We start from the raw sequence: 14,795 nt of genomic DNA, 5'->3' as shown, positions 1-14,795 counted from the left end.
GGGCCGGCCGGGAGCTTCTCGCTCCCGGCCGGCCCTTCTTCGCTTCAGTCGTCAGCCGTCCTTGCGGGCCACCCCGCCGTAGAAGCCGATCGGGGGCAGGTCGGGGTCGACGGGCTCGGTCGGGCGCCAGTCCGGGACCAGGACCAGGCCCGGTTCGAGCAGCGTCCAGTCGCGGAAGAACTCCAGGACCCGCGCGTGCCTGCGGGGGTTCATGCTGGCGGTGGCGTTGTTGTAGATCTTCACCGCGTCCGTGCGGCCGCCCTCCTCGAAGAGGTCGACCGTCGCGTGGGACAGGATGAGGTACGACCCGGTGGGCAGCGCGTCGAGCAGGGTCGCGAGGATCGCGTCCGGGTCCTCCGCCTCCGTGACGAAGTGCAGGATCGCCACCAGCATCAGCGCCACGGGCTGGTCGAGGTCGATGACCCTGCGCACGTCGGGGTGGTCGAGGACGCCCCGCGGGTCGCGCAGGTCGGCGAGGACGACGGAGGTGTTCTCGTCGTCGTCGTCCAGCAGGCTCCGTGAGTGGGCGCTGACGATCGGGTCGTTGTCGACGTACGCGATCCGCGTCCCGGGGGCGACGGCGCGGGCGATCTGGTGCACGTTGGGCTCGGTCGGCAGGCCGGTGCCGATGTCGAGGATCTGCCGTATGCCGCCGTCCTCGACGACGTGCCGCACGGCGCGCTGCATGAAGCTCCGGTTGGCCCGCACGGCCGCCCGCACCTCGGGGGCGGCCTTGATGAACTGCTCGGCGGCCTCCTGGTCGACCTCGTAGTTGTCCTTCCCGCCGAGGAAGTAGTCGTACATCCGGGCGGGGTGCGGCTTGCTCGTGTCGATCTTGGGAGAGGTCATGCTGCCCGACTCCGTCCGAACCATGGTGAGTGACTGTCAGATCATCATTTTGGCACGGGTGTTGTGGTGACCGGCTTCACATGTGTACGGCCGGTGCCGCGTCCGGGTTGTGGGTGGGGGCGCCGCGCCGGTAGAGGAGGACGCTGACGATCGCGCCGGCGGCGAAGAAGGCGGCCGACCACCAGTAGGCGGTGGAGTAGGCCTCCAGGCCGGCCTGGGCGAGGACGGCGGGGTCCTTGGGGTTGCGGCCGGTGAGGTAGTCGGCGGCGGCGCTGGTGGAGAGGGTGTTGAGGAGGGCGGTGCCGAGGGAGCCGCCGACCTGCTGCATGGTGTTGACGGCGGCGGAGGCGACGCCGGAGTCCTCGGCGCGCACCCCGTCCGTGGCCAGGGCCATCGCCGGGGCCATGACCAGACCGAAGCCGAGGCCCGCGACGACGAGCGGCGGCAGGATGTCGGTGGCGTAGCTGCTGGCGAGGTCGAGGTTGGTCAGCCAGACCATGGCCGCGGCGGCCAGGCCCATGCCCAGCGGCACGACCGGCCTGGGGCCGATGCGGGGGACCAGCAGGGTCGAGGCGAGCGTGGAGGCGAGCATGAGCCCGCCGACCATGGGCAGGAAGGCCAGCCCGGTCTCGATGGGGGTGTAGCCGAGGCTCTGCTGCAGGTAGTAGGTGAGGAAGAGGAAGACGCCGAACATGCCCGCGCCGATGATCAGCACCGAGACGAAGGACGCGCCGCGGTTGCGGTCGAGCAGGACGCGCAGCGGCAGCAGGGGGTGCGTGGAACGGGTCTGCCACCAGGTGAACGCGGCGAGCAGAATGCCTCCGGCGACCAGGAAGCCCCAGGTGGCCGGGGAGCCCCAGTCGTGGCTCTCGGCGTTGGAGAAGCCGTAGACCAGGCAGAACAGTCCGCTGGAGACGAGCAGCGCGCCCGGGATGTCGATCGTGGCGGACCGGTCGCGGGTGGCGCGCTGGAGCAGCAGGGCCCCGCCGACGAAGGCGACGGCCGCGAAGGCGAGGTTGACGTACAGGGTCCAGCGCCAGTCGAGGTGCTCGGTCAGCACACCGCCGAGGAGCAGGCCCACGGCGCCGCCCGCGCCGGCGATGGCGCCGTACACGCCGAAGGCTTTCGCGCGTTCCTTGGCGTCGGTGAACGTCGTGGTGAGCAGGGACAGGGCGGCCGGGGCGAGCAGCGCGCCGAACAGGCCCTGTGTGGCGCGGGCGACGATGAGCATCTCGAAGCTGGTCGCGGCCCCGCCGAGCGCGGAGGCGCCGGCGAAGCCGACCAGACCGACCAGGAAGGTCATCTTGCGGCCGAAGAGGTCGGCGATACGGCCGCCCAGCAGGAGCAGGCTGCCGAAGGCGAGCGCGTAGGCGGTGACGACCCACTGCCGGTCCCCGTCCGAGAACCCCAGATCCCGCTGGGCGGAGGGAAGCGCGATGTTCACGATGGTGCCGTCCAGCACGACCATCAGCTGGGCCAGGCCGATGACGGCGAGGATCCACCAGCGGTGTTGGTGCGGGGTGCCGGCCGACGGGAGGGCGGAGACGGTGGCGGTGCCGACGGGTGCGTCGGCGGAGGTTCGGGACATGGCGAGGCTCCGACGTGAGGAGACGGGAGGAGACGTGAGGAGACGTGAGGAGATGTGATCAAGAGTTCCTGACGGGTGTCAGATTGCTCTGACGACTGTCAGATTAGCCTCATCCTGACAGGTGTCAAGTATTGTGTGGGGTGAGCCCGGGGAAGCCGGGACGGCCGGGCAGCGAGGAGGGCGACGGTGGGAGCACGAGCCGAATCCGTGCGGAGGCCGGGACGTCCCGGCGCGGACACGCCCGCGGTGCCCGAGGAGGAGAGCATCCTCCAGCGCGGCCTGGAGGCCTTCGCGGAACTCGGCTACGACCACGCCTCCGCGCGCGAACTGGCCCGCCGCCTCGGCGTCAGCCACAACTTCATCAACGACCGCTACGGCTCCAAGGCGGCCTTCTGGCGGGCGGTCGTCGACAGCGCCCTGGGCGCGCAGCTCGCCCGGATGCCCGAGGTGGACCCCGATTCCGGCATCGACGACGCGGAGCGACTGCGGCAGGTCATCACCGGCTTCTACCGCAGCGCGGCCGACTCCCCGCTGGTCGGCCGGATCTTCGTGGAGGAACTCGCCCGCGACACCGAGCGGCTCGACCACCTCTACGAGCGGTACATCGCCCCGACCCTGCGGACCCTGACCCCCAGCATCGACCGGCTCGTCGCCGCCGGCCGGATGGCACCCGTCCCGATGGACGTCCTCTTCTTCGCCGTCATCCCGCCCGTCGCGGGGATGGTCGAGGTCCCCCTCGCCCGTCGGCTGGGCCGCCCCGAGCCCGCCTCGCCGCAGCAACTCCTCGCCACGGCCGAGATGTTGGCGGACCTCGTGGTCAACGGGCTGCTGTCGACCCCGGGGACGACCGTGTAGTCCCCGTAGCCGTGGCGGCCGTGGCGGGCCGTGGTCCGCCGTGGAAGACCTGGCTCGTGTGCCAGTCGCGATGAGCCGCAGCGACGGGACGGACACCCGGCTGAGGCCCGACGAGCGGACGGCCCGCGAGCGCCGTCACCTGTATGCGGGCGGCGTCGCTGTGGCCGACGAAACGCTGCGAGACGAGGACGCGATGTCCGTCGTCCACGCCGAGGACGCCCTTGTCGAAGAGCTTGTGGTGCAGCGAGCACAGACACAGCCCGTTCTCGACGTCGTCGGGCCCGCCGAACGCCCACCAGCGCACATGCGCGGCCTCCAGCCCGACCGGCACCGCGCCGATCCTGCCGTCGTAACCGCAGAACGCGCACCGGTACTCGTACGCGGTCAGCACCAGTTCCCGCATCCGCCGGTCCCGCTGCTGCCGCCGCACCGTCGAGAACCCGCGCTCCTCCGCGGGCTCCAGCTCCAGGCCGACCGCCTCGCACAGCTCGGTGTGCAGGGAGGGCGGGAAGTGCGTCTCGAGGAGCGAGCGCGCGAGCCGGCCGAGCAGGTCCGGGTCGTGCCGCAGCGCCGCCCTCAGCTCCGGCACGAGCCGCCCGCTCGCGCCGGACTCCCGCAGGTCCCGCACCCCGGTCCCGGGGCTGCCCGGCCCCCGGTCGGTGCGCACCTCCCACACCCCGTCGCTGACCAGGTGATGGAACGGATAGGCGGGCGTGGTCCTGTGCGGCGGGCCGTACTCGGCCAGCAGGCGCTGCAGATCCTCCTCCACCGCGCTGTACCGCAGCGCGCCGTCGGCGTCCTCCTGGAACCGGCCGAGGGCGTACAGGAACAGCAGCGGTTTGTGGGGAGCACGGGTGCCGCTCCTGGTCCACTGCCTCAGCTCGGCGGCGCGCTCGACCCAGTCCATGGCGGGCGATCGTAGCGCCGAAGCGCGTACCGCCGCCCCCGGCCCTGCCCGCCCCCATCCGGAGGAAATCGCGGCCCTGGTCGGAGGCTGTGCCACGGCACGTGTCCGCCGGGCGGGACGCTCGTCGCGAGCGGTGGTCCGACGGTCAGCTGAGTACCCGCCGTGCGATCCGCCGTACATCCCCCTGCAACGCCGTACAAGGAGGTACGCCCATGACCGTCCAGCACGCACCGGCCGAGGACCTGCGCCTGACCGCCGGGGTCCATGCCGCCGTCCTGGCGCGGGATCCCGCCCAGTCCGAGTTCCACCAGGCCGTACGAGAGGTGCTGGAGTCCCTGGAACCGGTCCTCGCCCGCCGCCCCGAGTACACCCGCCACCGGGTCCTGGAGCGCCTGTGCGAGCCGGAGCGGCAGCTCGTCTTCCGCGTCCCGTGGGTCGACGACGACGGCCGGGTCCAGGTCAACCGGGGCTTCCGGGTGGAGTTCAACAGCGCCCTCGGCCCCTACAAGGGCGGTCTGCGCTTCCACCCGTCCGTGAACCTCGGGATCGTGAAGTTCCTCGGCTTCGAGCAGATCTTCAAGAACGCGCTCACCGGACTGCCCATCGGCGGCGGCAAGGGCGGCGCCGACTTCGACCCGAAGGGCCGCTCCGACGGCGAGATCATGCGGTTCTGCCAGTCGTTCATGACCGAACTCCACCGTCACCTCGGCGAGCACACCGACGTGCCCGCCGGTGACATCGGGGTCGGCACCCGCGAGATCGGCTACCTCTTCGGCCAGTACAAGCGCATCACCAACCGCTACGAGTCCGGCGTCCTCACCGGCAAGGGCCTCAACTGGGGCGGCTCCCACGTCCGCACCGAGGCCACGGGCTACGGCACCGTCTACTTCGTCTCCGAGATGCTCGCCGCCCGCGGCCAGGACCTCGACGGCAGGCGGGTCGTCGTCTCCGGCTCCGGCAACGTCGCGATCTACGCGGCGCGCAAGGCGTACGAACTCGGCGCGCAGGTCGTCGCCATGTCCGACTCCGGCGGGTACGTGGTCGACGAGGCGGGCCTCGACCTCGACCTGATCAAGGACATCAAGGAGGTCCGCCGGGCCCGCATCAAGGAGTACACCGAGGCCGTGCCCCGCGCCCGCTACATCGAGGGCGGCTCCGTCTGGGACGTACCGTGCTCGGTCGCGCTGCCCTGCGCCACCCAGAACGAGCTCGACGAGAGCGCGGCCCGCGCCCTGCTGACCGGGGGAGTGGTGGCGGTGGCCGAGGGCGCGAACATGCCCACGACCCCGGGGGCCGTACGACTCCTCCAGGAGGCGGGCGTGGCCTTCGGCCCGGGCAAGGCGGTCAACGCCGGCGGGGTCGCCACCTCGGCCCTGGAGATGCGGCAGAACGCCGGCCGTGACTCCTGGACCTTCGAGGACACCGACCGCCGCCTCGCCGCCATCATGGCCGCCATCCACACCACCTGCCGCACGACGGCCGAGGAGTACGGCGCCCCGGACAACTACGTCGTCGGCGCCAACATCGCGGGCTTCCTCAAGGTGGCGGACACCATGCTGGACCTCGGGGTGATCTGACTTCCCTTGCGCTCCTCAAGCTACTACCAGTAAGTTACGAATAGTAACTTCAGTGGGTTGGGGTGAGGTGCATGAGGGAGACCGCCGCGGAGAGCGCGGTCAAGCGGCGGCGCGTGCCGGCCGCGGAGCGTAAGGAACTGCTCCTGGAGACGGCCCTGCGCATGGCGCGGGAGGACGGTGCCGGATCGCTGACGCTCGCCCGGGTGGCGGACGCCTGTGGTGTCAGCAAGCCGATCGCCTATCAGCACTTCAGCTCTCTCGCCGGTTTGCTGCGCGCGATGTTCCAGCGTGTGGGCGTCGAGTACGAGGAGAGGGTCATGGAGGTGATGGCCGCACACCGCGCCTCCCCGGCCGCGACAGCGCAGGCGCTACGGGCGCTGTGTGACGCCTATGTCGCCTGCACCCTGGAGAACGGCGCCCTCCATGCCGACATCGGCGCCGCCCTCGTGGCCGTCGGCGAGTCCGGCAGCGTGGTTCACGGGGACGACGCCGAACGCTACGCCGGGCTCGTGGCCGAGCTGCTCGGCCTCGACCCGCGGGACGCGTACGCCCTGACCGCGGGGTTCCTGGGAGCCGCGGACCGTCTGTCCGAGGCGGTCATCGCCCGGCGTCTCACCCGGGACGAGGCCGTGGATGTCCTCATGCGGCTCTTTCCGCCTCCGGCCCGCTGAGGCTTCCCGACCCCGAACGGAGAATCCCCGATGACCCTCATGGAAGCAGTGCTCATCGACCCCACCAGGAAGGGCGCCGAGAAGTTCCGTCTCGGCACCGCCCCCACCCCGAGACCCGCCGACGGCGAGGTGCTCGTCGAGGTGAAGGCCGTCGCCCTGAGCGCCTGGGAGAAGGGATTCACCCAGGACGACGATCCGCGTTCGCTGACCCGCAGAACCAGGAAGAAGGCGGTCAACCTGGGCCTGGAGTTCTCCGGCGTCGTCCGCTCCGACGGCCGCCGCTTCAGGAAAGGGCAGCGGGTCATGGGTGGCCCGCACCTGACCAAGGACGAAAAGGCCCTCGCCCAGTACGTGTCCATCCGTGAGGAATACCTCGCCGAACTGCCCGACGGTCTCGACTTCACTCGGGCGGCAGCCCTGCCGATCGGCGCGGAGACCGCCCTGACCGGCCTCGACAAGGCCGCCGTACGCGGCGACAGCCATGTCCTGGTCGTCGGCGCGAGCGGAGGCGTGGGTGTGTACGCCGTACAGCTGGCCGCGGCACGCGGCGCCACCGTCACCGCCATCGGCGGAAGACACTCTCTGACGCGGCTCAAGGAGATCGGGGCGACGACCAGTCACTCCTATCGCGACACGTCCTTCCAGGACCTGACCGAGACGTTCGACGCGGTCCTCGACTTCTCCGGATCGCTGCGCTTCAGCGAGGTGAGGGAAAAGCTGTCCGCGCAGGGGGCCTTCGTCAACGTCAACCCGCAGAAGGACGTCACGGGCATGATCTCCTCGCGCTTCGGCCGGCAGAGGATGCCCTTCGTCTATGTCCCGCACTCCTCGGCGACGACGCAGTCCCGGATCCTCGACATGGTCGCCCGGGGGGAGATCCAGCCCATCGTGGAAGTCGCCTACGACATCAGCCGGTTCCGCACCGCGTTCAGCGACCTCATCGGCAGCGAACGGTTCGGGAAGATCGTCGTTTCCTACTGAAACCACGCCTGTGCCGTGCTCACCCCTTGACCGCGGAGCTGGCGACGCCCTGGACGAACCAGCGCTGGAAGAAGGCGAAGACGATCAGGACGGGCAGGACGAGGAGGACGCCGAAGGCGAGGATCTGGCCCCAGTCCGGGGGCTGCTGGCCCTGGAAGACGCTCATCTCGAGGGGGAGGGGACGGACGGCGGGGTCGGAGACCATCAGGACCGGCCACAGGAACGAGCCCCACTGGGTGAGGAACGTGAGGATCGCGACGGACGCGAACACGGGCTTCGACATCGGCACGATGATCGCGAAGAACGTGCGCCAGGGCCCCGCGCCGTCCAGCCGGGCGGCCTCTTCGATGCTCGGCGGGATCGAGCGGAAGAACGTGTGAAACTGGTAGATCGAGAAGGCGTTGGCGATGAACGGGATCGCCTGGATGTAGAGCGTGTTGCGCTGGTCGTTGAACATGTAGAACAGCGGCACGGCCACCGATTCGAACGGCACCAGCATCAGCAGCAGCACGAGCGTGAAGACGGCTTCCCGGCCGCGCCACTTCAGCCGTGACATGCCGTACGCGGCCATGGAGTTGACGAACAGGCCGCCGGTCACGACCACGAACGCGACGAGCAGCGAGACGCCCATGAAGCGCCAGAGGTAGCCGGTGCTGTCGGAGTTCAGGGCGTCGACGACGTGCGCGTAGTTGTCCAGGGTCAGGTGCGTGGGGAGGAAGCCGGTCAGGCCGTCGAGTACCTGGTCGGAGGGCTTCAGACTGCCCAGGAGCAGGTACAGGACGGGCAGAATGAAGATGAAGGCGAGCACGCTGAGAACGGCGTAGTCGGCGATGCGGCGCAGACGGCGACGCGGCGCGCGCGTGGCGGTCGTGGTCGTGGTCGCGGTCGCGGTCGTGGTCGTGGGCGTGGTCGTGGCCATGGTGGGGGTCAGTCCTCGTTGTCGGGCCGGACGACGCGGCGCTGGATGAGGGTCAGGGCGACGACGATCAGGAAGAAGACGACGGTGATCGCGGATGCCTGGCCGATGTTGTTCTGGTCGAAGGCGGTCGTGACGGCCTGGTACATGACGGTGCGGGTGGCGTCCTCGTCGAGTCCGCCGCCGTGGATGAGGACGTAGACCTGGTCGAAGACACGGAAGGACAGCACCGAGGTGAGCATGACGACGAAGACGAGCGTGCCGCGGATGCCGGGCAGGGTGACGTGCCGGAACTGCTGCCAGCGGGAGGCGCGGTCGAGTTCGGCGGCCTCGTAGAGCTCGCCGGGGATCTGCTGGAGGCCGGCCAGCAGGATGACCATCTGGAAGCCGACCCCCTGCCAGACGGACAGCACGATGATCGAGGCCATGGCGGTGGCGGTGTCGCCGAGCCAGTCGAAGGCCCCCCAGTTGCCGAAACTCACCGCGTCCAGCGCGGAGTTGAGCAGGCCCTGGTCGCTGCGCGCGAGGATGAGCCGCCAGATGACGGCGACCAGCGTCATGGGGAAGACGACCGGCATGAAGAACAGGGACCGGAACAGGCCGATGGCCTTCAGCTTGCGGTTGAGGAGGATCGCGAGCGCCAGCGCCAGGCCCGTCTGGAGCGGTACGACGACTACGGCGAAGGTCAGGTTGTTCAGCAGGGCCCGCAGGAACGGACCGGACAGGTCCGGGTCGGTGAACAGCCGCCGGTACTGCTCCAGGCCGAAGAAGGTGGGGGCCAGGGGCGAGCCGAGGCGCACGTTGTAGAAGGAGAGGACGACGGCGTAGCCGAACGGGATGCCGACGAACGCGATGAGTCCGGCGACGGCGGGGGCGGACATGAGCAGTCCGTGCAGCCAGTCGCGGTTCCTGGCCCCCGAACGCACCGGCCGGGAGGGCTGTGCAGAGGTCACGGGCGAGCCTTCTTCCCTGCCTGAGGGCGCGGTGTGCGCGGGTTCCACGGTCTTCACGGGGGGTCCTGTTCCCGGCCGGGGTGGGCCCGTCGTCGTACGCGGGCCCACCCCTGGCCGAAGGTTTCCTACTGGATCTTGTATCCGGCGTTGTCGGAGAAGTCCTGGTCGATGGCGCGGGCGGCCTTCTCCAGGGCGCTCTTCGGGTCGGCGCCGCCGTAGATCGAGTTCAGTGCCTCGCTGAACTTGGCGGTGACCGTGGGGTATCCGGCGGTGACCGGGCGGGTCACGGCGACGCAGGACGTGGTGATGTCGCTGTCGCCGCAGGGCTTGGCCAGCTGGTCGGCGTAGAGCTGGAGCGCGCCGCCCTCCTTGTAGAGGGGGCTCGCGGCGAGGGCGGTCTTCGTCGCGGGCGGGGCGCCGTTGGCCGTCGTCATGGCGGTGACGTTGGTGTCGTTGAGGAGGTAGTCGAGGAACGCTCCGGCGGCCTTGCCGTTCCCGGAGCCCGCGCCGATGCCCCAGGCCCACGAACCCTGGCCGGTCTTCGCCCCGTTGCCGAAGTCGGGCAGGGGCAGGACGACGAGGTCGTCACCGAGGGCCTCGCTGTAGGCGGGGTACATCCAGTGTCCGACCCAGCTCAGCGCGACCCGGCCCTTGGCGAAGGCGTTGCCGTCGGTGTTGGGGTCGACGGTCGCCTTCCAGGACTGGAGGCTCTTCATGGCCGAGACCACGGCCGGGGTGTCGAGGGCGCCCTCGGCCTTGCCGTCCTTCAGCAGGGAGCCGCCGGCCGACCAGACGACCGGGGCGAAGCCGTAGGTGCCCCACTCGCTGGCCAGGCCGTTGTTCTCCTGGATGTCGAGGACCTTGCCGTCGGAGTCCTCGGCCTTGAGCGCCTTGAGCGCGGCGTTGAACTCGTCCGCGGTCCAGGCGTCGGACGCGCTGGTCGGGTACTTCACCCCGGCGGCGTCCAGCAGCTTCTTGCTGCCGTAGATGCCGAGCCCGGAGTCGTACATGCCCAGGCCGTAGTGCTTGCCGTCGATCTCGCCCTGCGCCTTGCTCGCGTCGGTGGCGTTGCTCATGGTCGTGGCCGAGACGTAGTCGTCGATCGCGGCGAGCTTCTTGTTGTAGACGAAGTTCGCCATGGTCGGCCCGTCGAATTCCATCACGTCCGGCAGCTCGGAGGCGTCGGTCGCGGTGATGGTCTTGGTGTAGTCGTTGCCGGGGATGAGCTTCAGCTCGACCTTGATCTTGTCCTGGGAGGAGTTGAAGGACTTCACCGCGTTCTGCAGGGCCGTGTCCTCGCTCTTCTGGCCCTGGTGGGCCCAGACGCTGATGGTGCCCTTGCCGCTGCCCGCCGCGGCGGAGGTGTCGCCGCCGCTGCCGCCGCCACAGGCGGCCAGCGCGGCGAGGGGCAGGGCGAGCGCCAGGCCCGTACAGGCCGTGCGGCGGTGCCTTCTGCTGGTCGAGCTCATGGTTGTGCCTCCGTGCGGTGCGAGGGTTTCGGGGTGCGCTGGTGCCTGCCGGCGTGGGGTGTGGGCGTGGGACCTCGGGCGGCCTGCCGGCCGCGGAGGGTTGCGGGGAGTTGCGGGGAGGGGTTACTGGGGGCCGCGCGGGCGCGGTGGAGCGGTGGTCTCGCGCAGGACGAGGCGGATGGGCATCTGCACATGCCCGGGCGCCTCGCCGTCCGGCTCGTCGAGCTGTCGCAGCAGCAGCCGGGCGGCCTCGGCGCCCTGGCCGGCGACCGGCTGGGCGACGGTGGTCAGCCCGATCACGTCGGCGAGCTCGTGATCGTCGAAGCCGACGACGGACACGTCGTCCGGCACCTTCAGCCGGTGCCGCCGCAGGGCACGCAGCGCACCCATGGCCATCTCGTCGGACTGCGCGAACACGGCCGTCGGCGGCCGGGACGCGGCCAGCAACTCGGTCATGGCCCGCTCGCCGCCCTCGACGGTGTAGTCGCCGTCCGCCTCCAGCGCCGGATCGTGCTCTATCCCGGCGTCGGCCAGCACGTCCAGGTACGCCTGGCGGCGCTCGACGGGAGTGGTCCAGTGCTGCGGCCCGCTCGACCCGCTGATCATGCCGATCCGGCGGTGGCCGAGGTTCACCAGATGCCGTACGGCGCTCTCCGTGCCGGCCCGGTCGTCGATGCCGACCACGGTGAAGCCGGGCCGGGCGCCGCCGACCGTGCCGGCCAACGGCACCCCGAGTGAGCGCAGTGCGGCCGACTCCTCCTCGTCGGGAATGAGCAGCGACAGCACCGCGTCCACCCGCTTGCGGACCGGCATCTTGGTGAAGAAACGCTTGCGGGACTCCGGCGAGCCCAGGTTGTACAGCAGGACGTCGTACCCGGCGGCACTGAACACGTGCTCGGCGGCGTCCAGCACGGTGCCGAAGAACCAGCGGCCCACGTACGGGACCACGACCCCGATGGTGAAGGTGCGCCCGCTCGCCAGGCTGGACGCCGAGCGGGACGCCGTATAGCCGAGGTTCGCGGCGACGGCCGTGATCTGAGCGCGCACCTCGTCGGACACGCCCGGCTGGCCGCGCAGCGCGCGGGACACGGTGGACGCCGAGACTCCGGCGGCGCGGGCGACATCGGTGATGCTGACGGTCACAGCACTTTTCTCCCGTCGGTTTCACGTCGGTGTGATGTGGGGGTGACGAGACCGTAAACCGGGCCTCCTTGTTGCGCAAGCGTTTGCGTTCAGTTTTACTTGGGCCGATTCTCAAGCGAGATCTTCTGGATCTACGGTCAGCGCATACGTTTGAGCGCTACGAGCCGACAGGAACTGTGCATGCGATACGCCCCGCCCGGCCTCTGCGTGAACGACTTCGCCCTGCTGCGGGACGACGACGGCACCTACGCGGTGCTGCATCTGCAGGGCCCCTGGACGGCCGAGTTCGACCACCTGAGGATGGAGACCTCCTACGGCCGGGCCACCTCCACCGACCTGGTCGCCTGGCGGCCCGAGGGCACGGCCTTCGGCAACGGCCTGCCCGGCCGCTTCGACCAGCAGGCGGTGTGGACCATGCACCCGATCCGGCACGGCACCGGAATGGCGATGTTCTACACGGGCGTCTCCGGTCTCACCCCCGACGGCTGGCCCCTCCAGTCGGTAGGACTGGCCCACTCCGACCGCACCGACGGCACCGGCTGGCGCCGCCACGGCACCGGACCCGTCGTCGAGGCGGACGCACGCTGGTACCGCACGGGCGAACGCATGGGCTGGCGCGACCCGTTCGTCGTACGCGACGACGAGTCGGACGGCTGGGTCATGGTCGTCTGCGCCGCCGACGCCTCCCTGCCCGTCGAGGTCAGCGGCTGCGTCGCCTGGGCCACCTCCGACGACCTCGAGAACTGGACGGTCCATCCGCCGCTCGTCTCACCGGGCGACGTGGACGAGTTGGAGTGCCCCGTCCTGGAACGCCTCGACGACGGCAGCTGGTTGCTGATCGGCTCGATCGGTGCGACGCGCGGTTTCGAGGCGTGGACCGCGCCCCGGCTGCGCGGACCATGGACCCGCCGCGGCCCGCTGGGCCCGACCGGCTCGTACGCCCCCCGCGTCATCGCCGCTCCCGACGGCTCACGCGTCGTCCTGCACACCACACCCCGCCGCGTCGGCCTCACCGACTCCGGCGAACGCTGCCGCGGCATGCTCGCGCAACCCAAGTCGCTGGTCACCACGGACGATTCCGCACCCCGCCTTCAGTGGTGGCCGGGCCTGGACGCCTGGCTGGCCGAGGAGACGGAGAATCCCGTGCTGCACGCGGTAGGCGACCTCGACATCACTGGCCCCGTCGAGATCACCCTGCGCACCGGGGACGACGGCCGCCCCGCCCTGACCGTCGGATGCGACGGCAAGAACCTCGTGATCACCGGCCCCGCCGACGCCCCCCTGGCCGAGACCGTCCTGACCGAGCCCGCCACAACCCTGCGCATCCTCACCATCGGCGAATACGTGGAGCTCTACGCCGACAACGTCTTCGCCCTCACCACCCTGTCCTACTCGGGCCACCCCACGACCTGGACGGCGGCAACGGAAGGCCGCACCCGCACGATCCCCGTCCGCCCGATCCGCCTGCCCGACCCGGCCCGCGACGACGCCTCGGCGGTGTGGCCGGGCCCGGCTGAGAAGTGAGCGGGCGGGTCAGCGGGGGTCGGTGTCCCAGGCGAGGCGGAGTTCGTGGGTGGTGTTGACGGGACCGGATGCCGCGACGGGGGTGGTACCGGGCCGCCGCTCTTCGAGAAGCCAGGAGAATGCTGCAATGGATCAGGGAGTCGCAGGAGTAATCGCCGGTATCGCTGGACTTGTCGGAGCCGGTGTGGGGGGCCTCGCTACGGCCTATGGTGCGCGCATCGGTGCGCAGAAGACTATTGAGGCCGCACACATGCAGGTCGAGCGCCAATCGACGGCCGAACACTTGCACTGGATACGCGAGCAGCGCAGGCAGGTGTACAGCGACGTCCTGGCCGCGCATGCCTCGTTCCGGACCACCACGATCAATTGGTTAGTCGAGCTGCGCCGCGACCTGTCGCTGTCCAGCGAGGACCGCCTACGCTTCAGAGGCCAGTACGTCGAGCTCGGCGAGATTACGGCACGCGCCGACCTTTGGGGCCCCCGGGCCGTGGTGGACCATGGGCATGCCATGCTCAAGGAAGTAGGGACTCAGTTCGTAGCCCTTACCAAGTGGTCTGAAGCGATCCGTGAGGGGCAGTCGAGCGACATCCCTAACCTCTCGCAGGAGTTCGAAGCTGCGAGAGCGGCACTCAAGAACGCCAGATCCGCCTTCATGCAGGCTGCCGTCGATGCGTTGCAGTACTAGGCACTCATGCACTGCCACGGGCCCATGACGCCCCAGAGCGGGGAGGGGCGATGACCAAACTGCCTGATCAACTCCACGAAGACGCACCGGACGACACCTTCATCACCTTCTCCCGCGAGCTGCTGGCCGAGGTCGGCATCACGGTCGATTCTCTGCTGTTGATCTCCAAGCCGTACCTGGAACGCCGTTCCTGCGTGACGTGACGCAAGCTGTGGCCCGAGGCCGAAGCCGTCTGTGTCTCCGAGCCGCTGGAGTGGACGACTACATCAAGTCCGCGGCGACGAGAAGCTCGTCGTCGACATGATCGTCGGTGACCTGCTTCGCCATCGAGCAGGACGTACCGAGCGATGTCCATGATGCTTACGAGCGACTTGTCCACGCCGGCTTCGACAGCCGCCTGGTCGAAGTCCGAAACCGGCTTGGCCGAGGCGAAGCCACGAGAGCGGAAGGCGTCGCGGACCTCGGTGAGCGACTCGCGGTCACGAGTGCAGGAGAGCCTGTTGGTGAGCAGGGTCGCCTATAGGTCCTTTCAATCTGCGGCATCGCGCTAGTCTCTCGGAATGGCCGTGCGCGCCGGGTTCGACAGCCGCCTGATCGCTCTTTGACGACCAGAGACGTGACGCCGGATCTCCGGACCGGCGACTGCTGGAACCTTGGCGCGGTGCGTCGGTAGCGGG

The 14,795-nt window shown here is 69.9% G+C and carries 13 protein-coding genes and 1 pseudogene; 7 read left to right on the top strand and 7 right to left on the bottom strand.

Annotated features, from left to right (window positions below):
• Nucleotides 1–51: 51 nt before the first annotated feature.
• On the bottom strand, nucleotides 52–849 hold the full coding sequence (locus ACLZN2_RS33910; protein WP_416983242.1) for an SAM-dependent methyltransferase: 798 nt from the start codon (nucleotides 847–849) through the stop codon (nucleotides 52–54).
• A gap of 76 nt (nucleotides 850–925) precedes the next feature.
• Nucleotides 926–2,437, bottom strand: coding sequence for an MFS transporter (locus ACLZN2_RS33905; protein ID WP_416983240.1), 1,512 nt, complete (start codon nucleotides 2,435–2,437; stop codon nucleotides 926–928).
• A 186-nt stretch (nucleotides 2,438–2,623) separates the two neighbouring features.
• Between ACLZN2_RS33905 and ACLZN2_RS33900 the strand changes: the two genes are divergently transcribed.
• The gene (locus ACLZN2_RS33900; RefSeq protein WP_416983239.1) at nucleotides 2,624–3,292 is read left to right on the top strand and encodes a TetR/AcrR family transcriptional regulator; all 669 of its coding nucleotides are present in this window, start codon (nucleotides 2,624–2,626) and stop codon (nucleotides 3,290–3,292) included.
• Here ACLZN2_RS33900 and ACLZN2_RS33895 read toward each other — a convergent pair.
• The gene (locus tag ACLZN2_RS33895) at nucleotides 3,255–4,199 is read right to left on the bottom strand and encodes a phosphorothioated DNA-binding restriction endonuclease (protein WP_416983238.1); all 945 of its coding nucleotides are present in this window, start codon (nucleotides 4,197–4,199) and stop codon (nucleotides 3,255–3,257) included. The two genes, ACLZN2_RS33900 and ACLZN2_RS33895, sit on opposite strands and share 38 nt — an antisense overlap.
• Before the next feature lie 212 nt (nucleotides 4,200–4,411).
• On the opposite strand from ACLZN2_RS33895, the gene gdhA reads away from it, so the two are divergent.
• The 3 genes from gdhA (at nucleotide 4,412) to ACLZN2_RS33880 (ending at nucleotide 7,428) form a co-directional block, all read left to right on the top strand.
• Nucleotides 4,412–5,776 carry an NADP-specific glutamate dehydrogenase gene (gene gdhA / locus ACLZN2_RS33890; protein WP_416983237.1) on the top strand — a complete coding sequence of 455 codons (1,365 nt, stop codon included), beginning with the start codon at nucleotides 4,412–4,414 and terminating at the stop codon, nucleotides 5,774–5,776.
• Nucleotides 5,777–5,847: 71 nt separating this feature from the next.
• Nucleotides 5,848–6,447 (top strand): TetR/AcrR family transcriptional regulator, encoded by a 600-nt coding sequence (locus tag ACLZN2_RS33885; protein ID WP_416983236.1) that lies wholly within the window; start codon nucleotides 5,848–5,850, stop codon nucleotides 6,445–6,447.
• Between the two features lie 30 nt (nucleotides 6,448–6,477).
• Nucleotides 6,478–7,428: a zinc-binding dehydrogenase gene (locus tag ACLZN2_RS33880; protein ID WP_416983235.1), complete on the top strand. Its 951-nt coding sequence runs from the start codon at nucleotides 6,478–6,480 to the stop codon at nucleotides 7,426–7,428.
• Between the two features lie 19 nt (nucleotides 7,429–7,447).
• Here ACLZN2_RS33880 and ACLZN2_RS33875 read toward each other — a convergent pair whose 3' ends face one another.
• The 4 genes from ACLZN2_RS33875 to ACLZN2_RS33860 form a co-directional block, all read right to left on the bottom strand.
• Nucleotides 7,448–8,347 (bottom strand): carbohydrate ABC transporter permease, encoded by a 900-nt coding sequence (locus ACLZN2_RS33875; protein WP_416983233.1) that lies wholly within the window; start codon nucleotides 8,345–8,347, stop codon nucleotides 7,448–7,450.
• A gap of 8 nt (nucleotides 8,348–8,355) precedes the next feature.
• On the bottom strand, nucleotides 8,356–9,297 hold the full coding sequence (locus ACLZN2_RS33870; protein ID WP_416983232.1) for a carbohydrate ABC transporter permease: 942 nt from the start codon (nucleotides 9,295–9,297) through the stop codon (nucleotides 8,356–8,358).
• Nucleotides 9,298–9,422: 125 nt separating this feature from the next.
• The gene (locus tag ACLZN2_RS33865; protein WP_416983231.1) at nucleotides 9,423–10,766 is read right to left on the bottom strand and encodes an ABC transporter substrate-binding protein; all 1,344 of its coding nucleotides are present in this window, start codon (nucleotides 10,764–10,766) and stop codon (nucleotides 9,423–9,425) included.
• A 123-nt stretch (nucleotides 10,767–10,889) separates the two neighbouring features.
• Nucleotides 10,890–11,909 carry a LacI family DNA-binding transcriptional regulator gene (locus ACLZN2_RS33860; protein ID WP_416983230.1) on the bottom strand — a complete coding sequence of 340 codons (1,020 nt, stop codon included), beginning with the start codon at nucleotides 11,907–11,909 and terminating at the stop codon, nucleotides 10,890–10,892.
• Nucleotides 11,910–12,089: 180 nt separating this feature from the next.
• Here ACLZN2_RS33860 and ACLZN2_RS33855 point away from each other — a divergent pair, with 180 nt between their 5' ends.
• The 3 genes and pseudogenes from ACLZN2_RS33855 to ACLZN2_RS33845 all read left to right on the top strand — a co-directional run.
• Entirely contained in the window at nucleotides 12,090–13,433 is a 1,344-nt protein-coding gene (locus ACLZN2_RS33855) for a mucin-1 (RefSeq protein WP_416983229.1), read from the top strand.
• Between the two features lie 127 nt (nucleotides 13,434–13,560).
• Nucleotides 13,561–14,118 (top strand): hypothetical protein, encoded by a 558-nt coding sequence (locus ACLZN2_RS33850; protein WP_416983228.1) that lies wholly within the window; start codon nucleotides 13,561–13,563, stop codon nucleotides 14,116–14,118.
• Nucleotides 14,119–14,219: 101 nt separating this feature from the next.
• A pseudogene (locus ACLZN2_RS33845) lies at nucleotides 14,220–14,521 on the top strand (YdcF family protein); the annotation flags it as partial.
• Nucleotides 14,522–14,795 lie beyond the last annotated feature (274 nt).

It is taken from the genome of Streptomyces sp. T028, assembly GCF_048159505.1.
Classification (GTDB): Bacteria; Actinomycetota; Actinomycetes; order Streptomycetales; family Streptomycetaceae; genus Streptomyces.
Note: the sequence above shows the minus strand (reverse complement) of the source record. Positions and strands in the feature narration are given on the sequence as shown.

Coding starts and splice junctions, on each gene's coding strand:
- ACLZN2_RS33865 (WP_416983231.1), bottom strand. CDS start 10,766: ATGAGCTCGACCAGCAGAAGGCACCGCCGCACGGCCTGTACGGGCCTG.
- ACLZN2_RS33895 (WP_416983238.1), bottom strand. CDS start 4,199: ATGGACTGGGTCGAGCGCGCCGCCGAGCTGAGGCAGTGGACCAGGAGC.
- ACLZN2_RS33850 (WP_416983228.1), top strand. CDS start 13,561: ATGGATCAGGGAGTCGCAGGAGTAATCGCCGGTATCGCTGGACTTGTC.
- ACLZN2_RS33910 (WP_416983242.1), bottom strand. CDS start 849: ATGACCTCTCCCAAGATCGACACGAGCAAGCCGCACCCCGCCCGGATG.
- gdhA (WP_416983237.1), top strand. CDS start 4,412: ATGACCGTCCAGCACGCACCGGCCGAGGACCTGCGCCTGACCGCCGGG.
- ACLZN2_RS33855 (WP_416983229.1), top strand. CDS start 12,090: ATGCGATACGCCCCGCCCGGCCTCTGCGTGAACGACTTCGCCCTGCTG.
- ACLZN2_RS33880 (WP_416983235.1), top strand. CDS start 6,478: ATGACCCTCATGGAAGCAGTGCTCATCGACCCCACCAGGAAGGGCGCC.
- ACLZN2_RS33885 (WP_416983236.1), top strand. CDS start 5,848: ATGAGGGAGACCGCCGCGGAGAGCGCGGTCAAGCGGCGGCGCGTGCCG.
- ACLZN2_RS33875 (WP_416983233.1), bottom strand. CDS start 8,347: ATGGCCACGACCACGCCCACGACCACGACCGCGACCGCGACCACGACC.
- ACLZN2_RS33905 (WP_416983240.1), bottom strand. CDS start 2,437: ATGTCCCGAACCTCCGCCGACGCACCCGTCGGCACCGCCACCGTCTCC.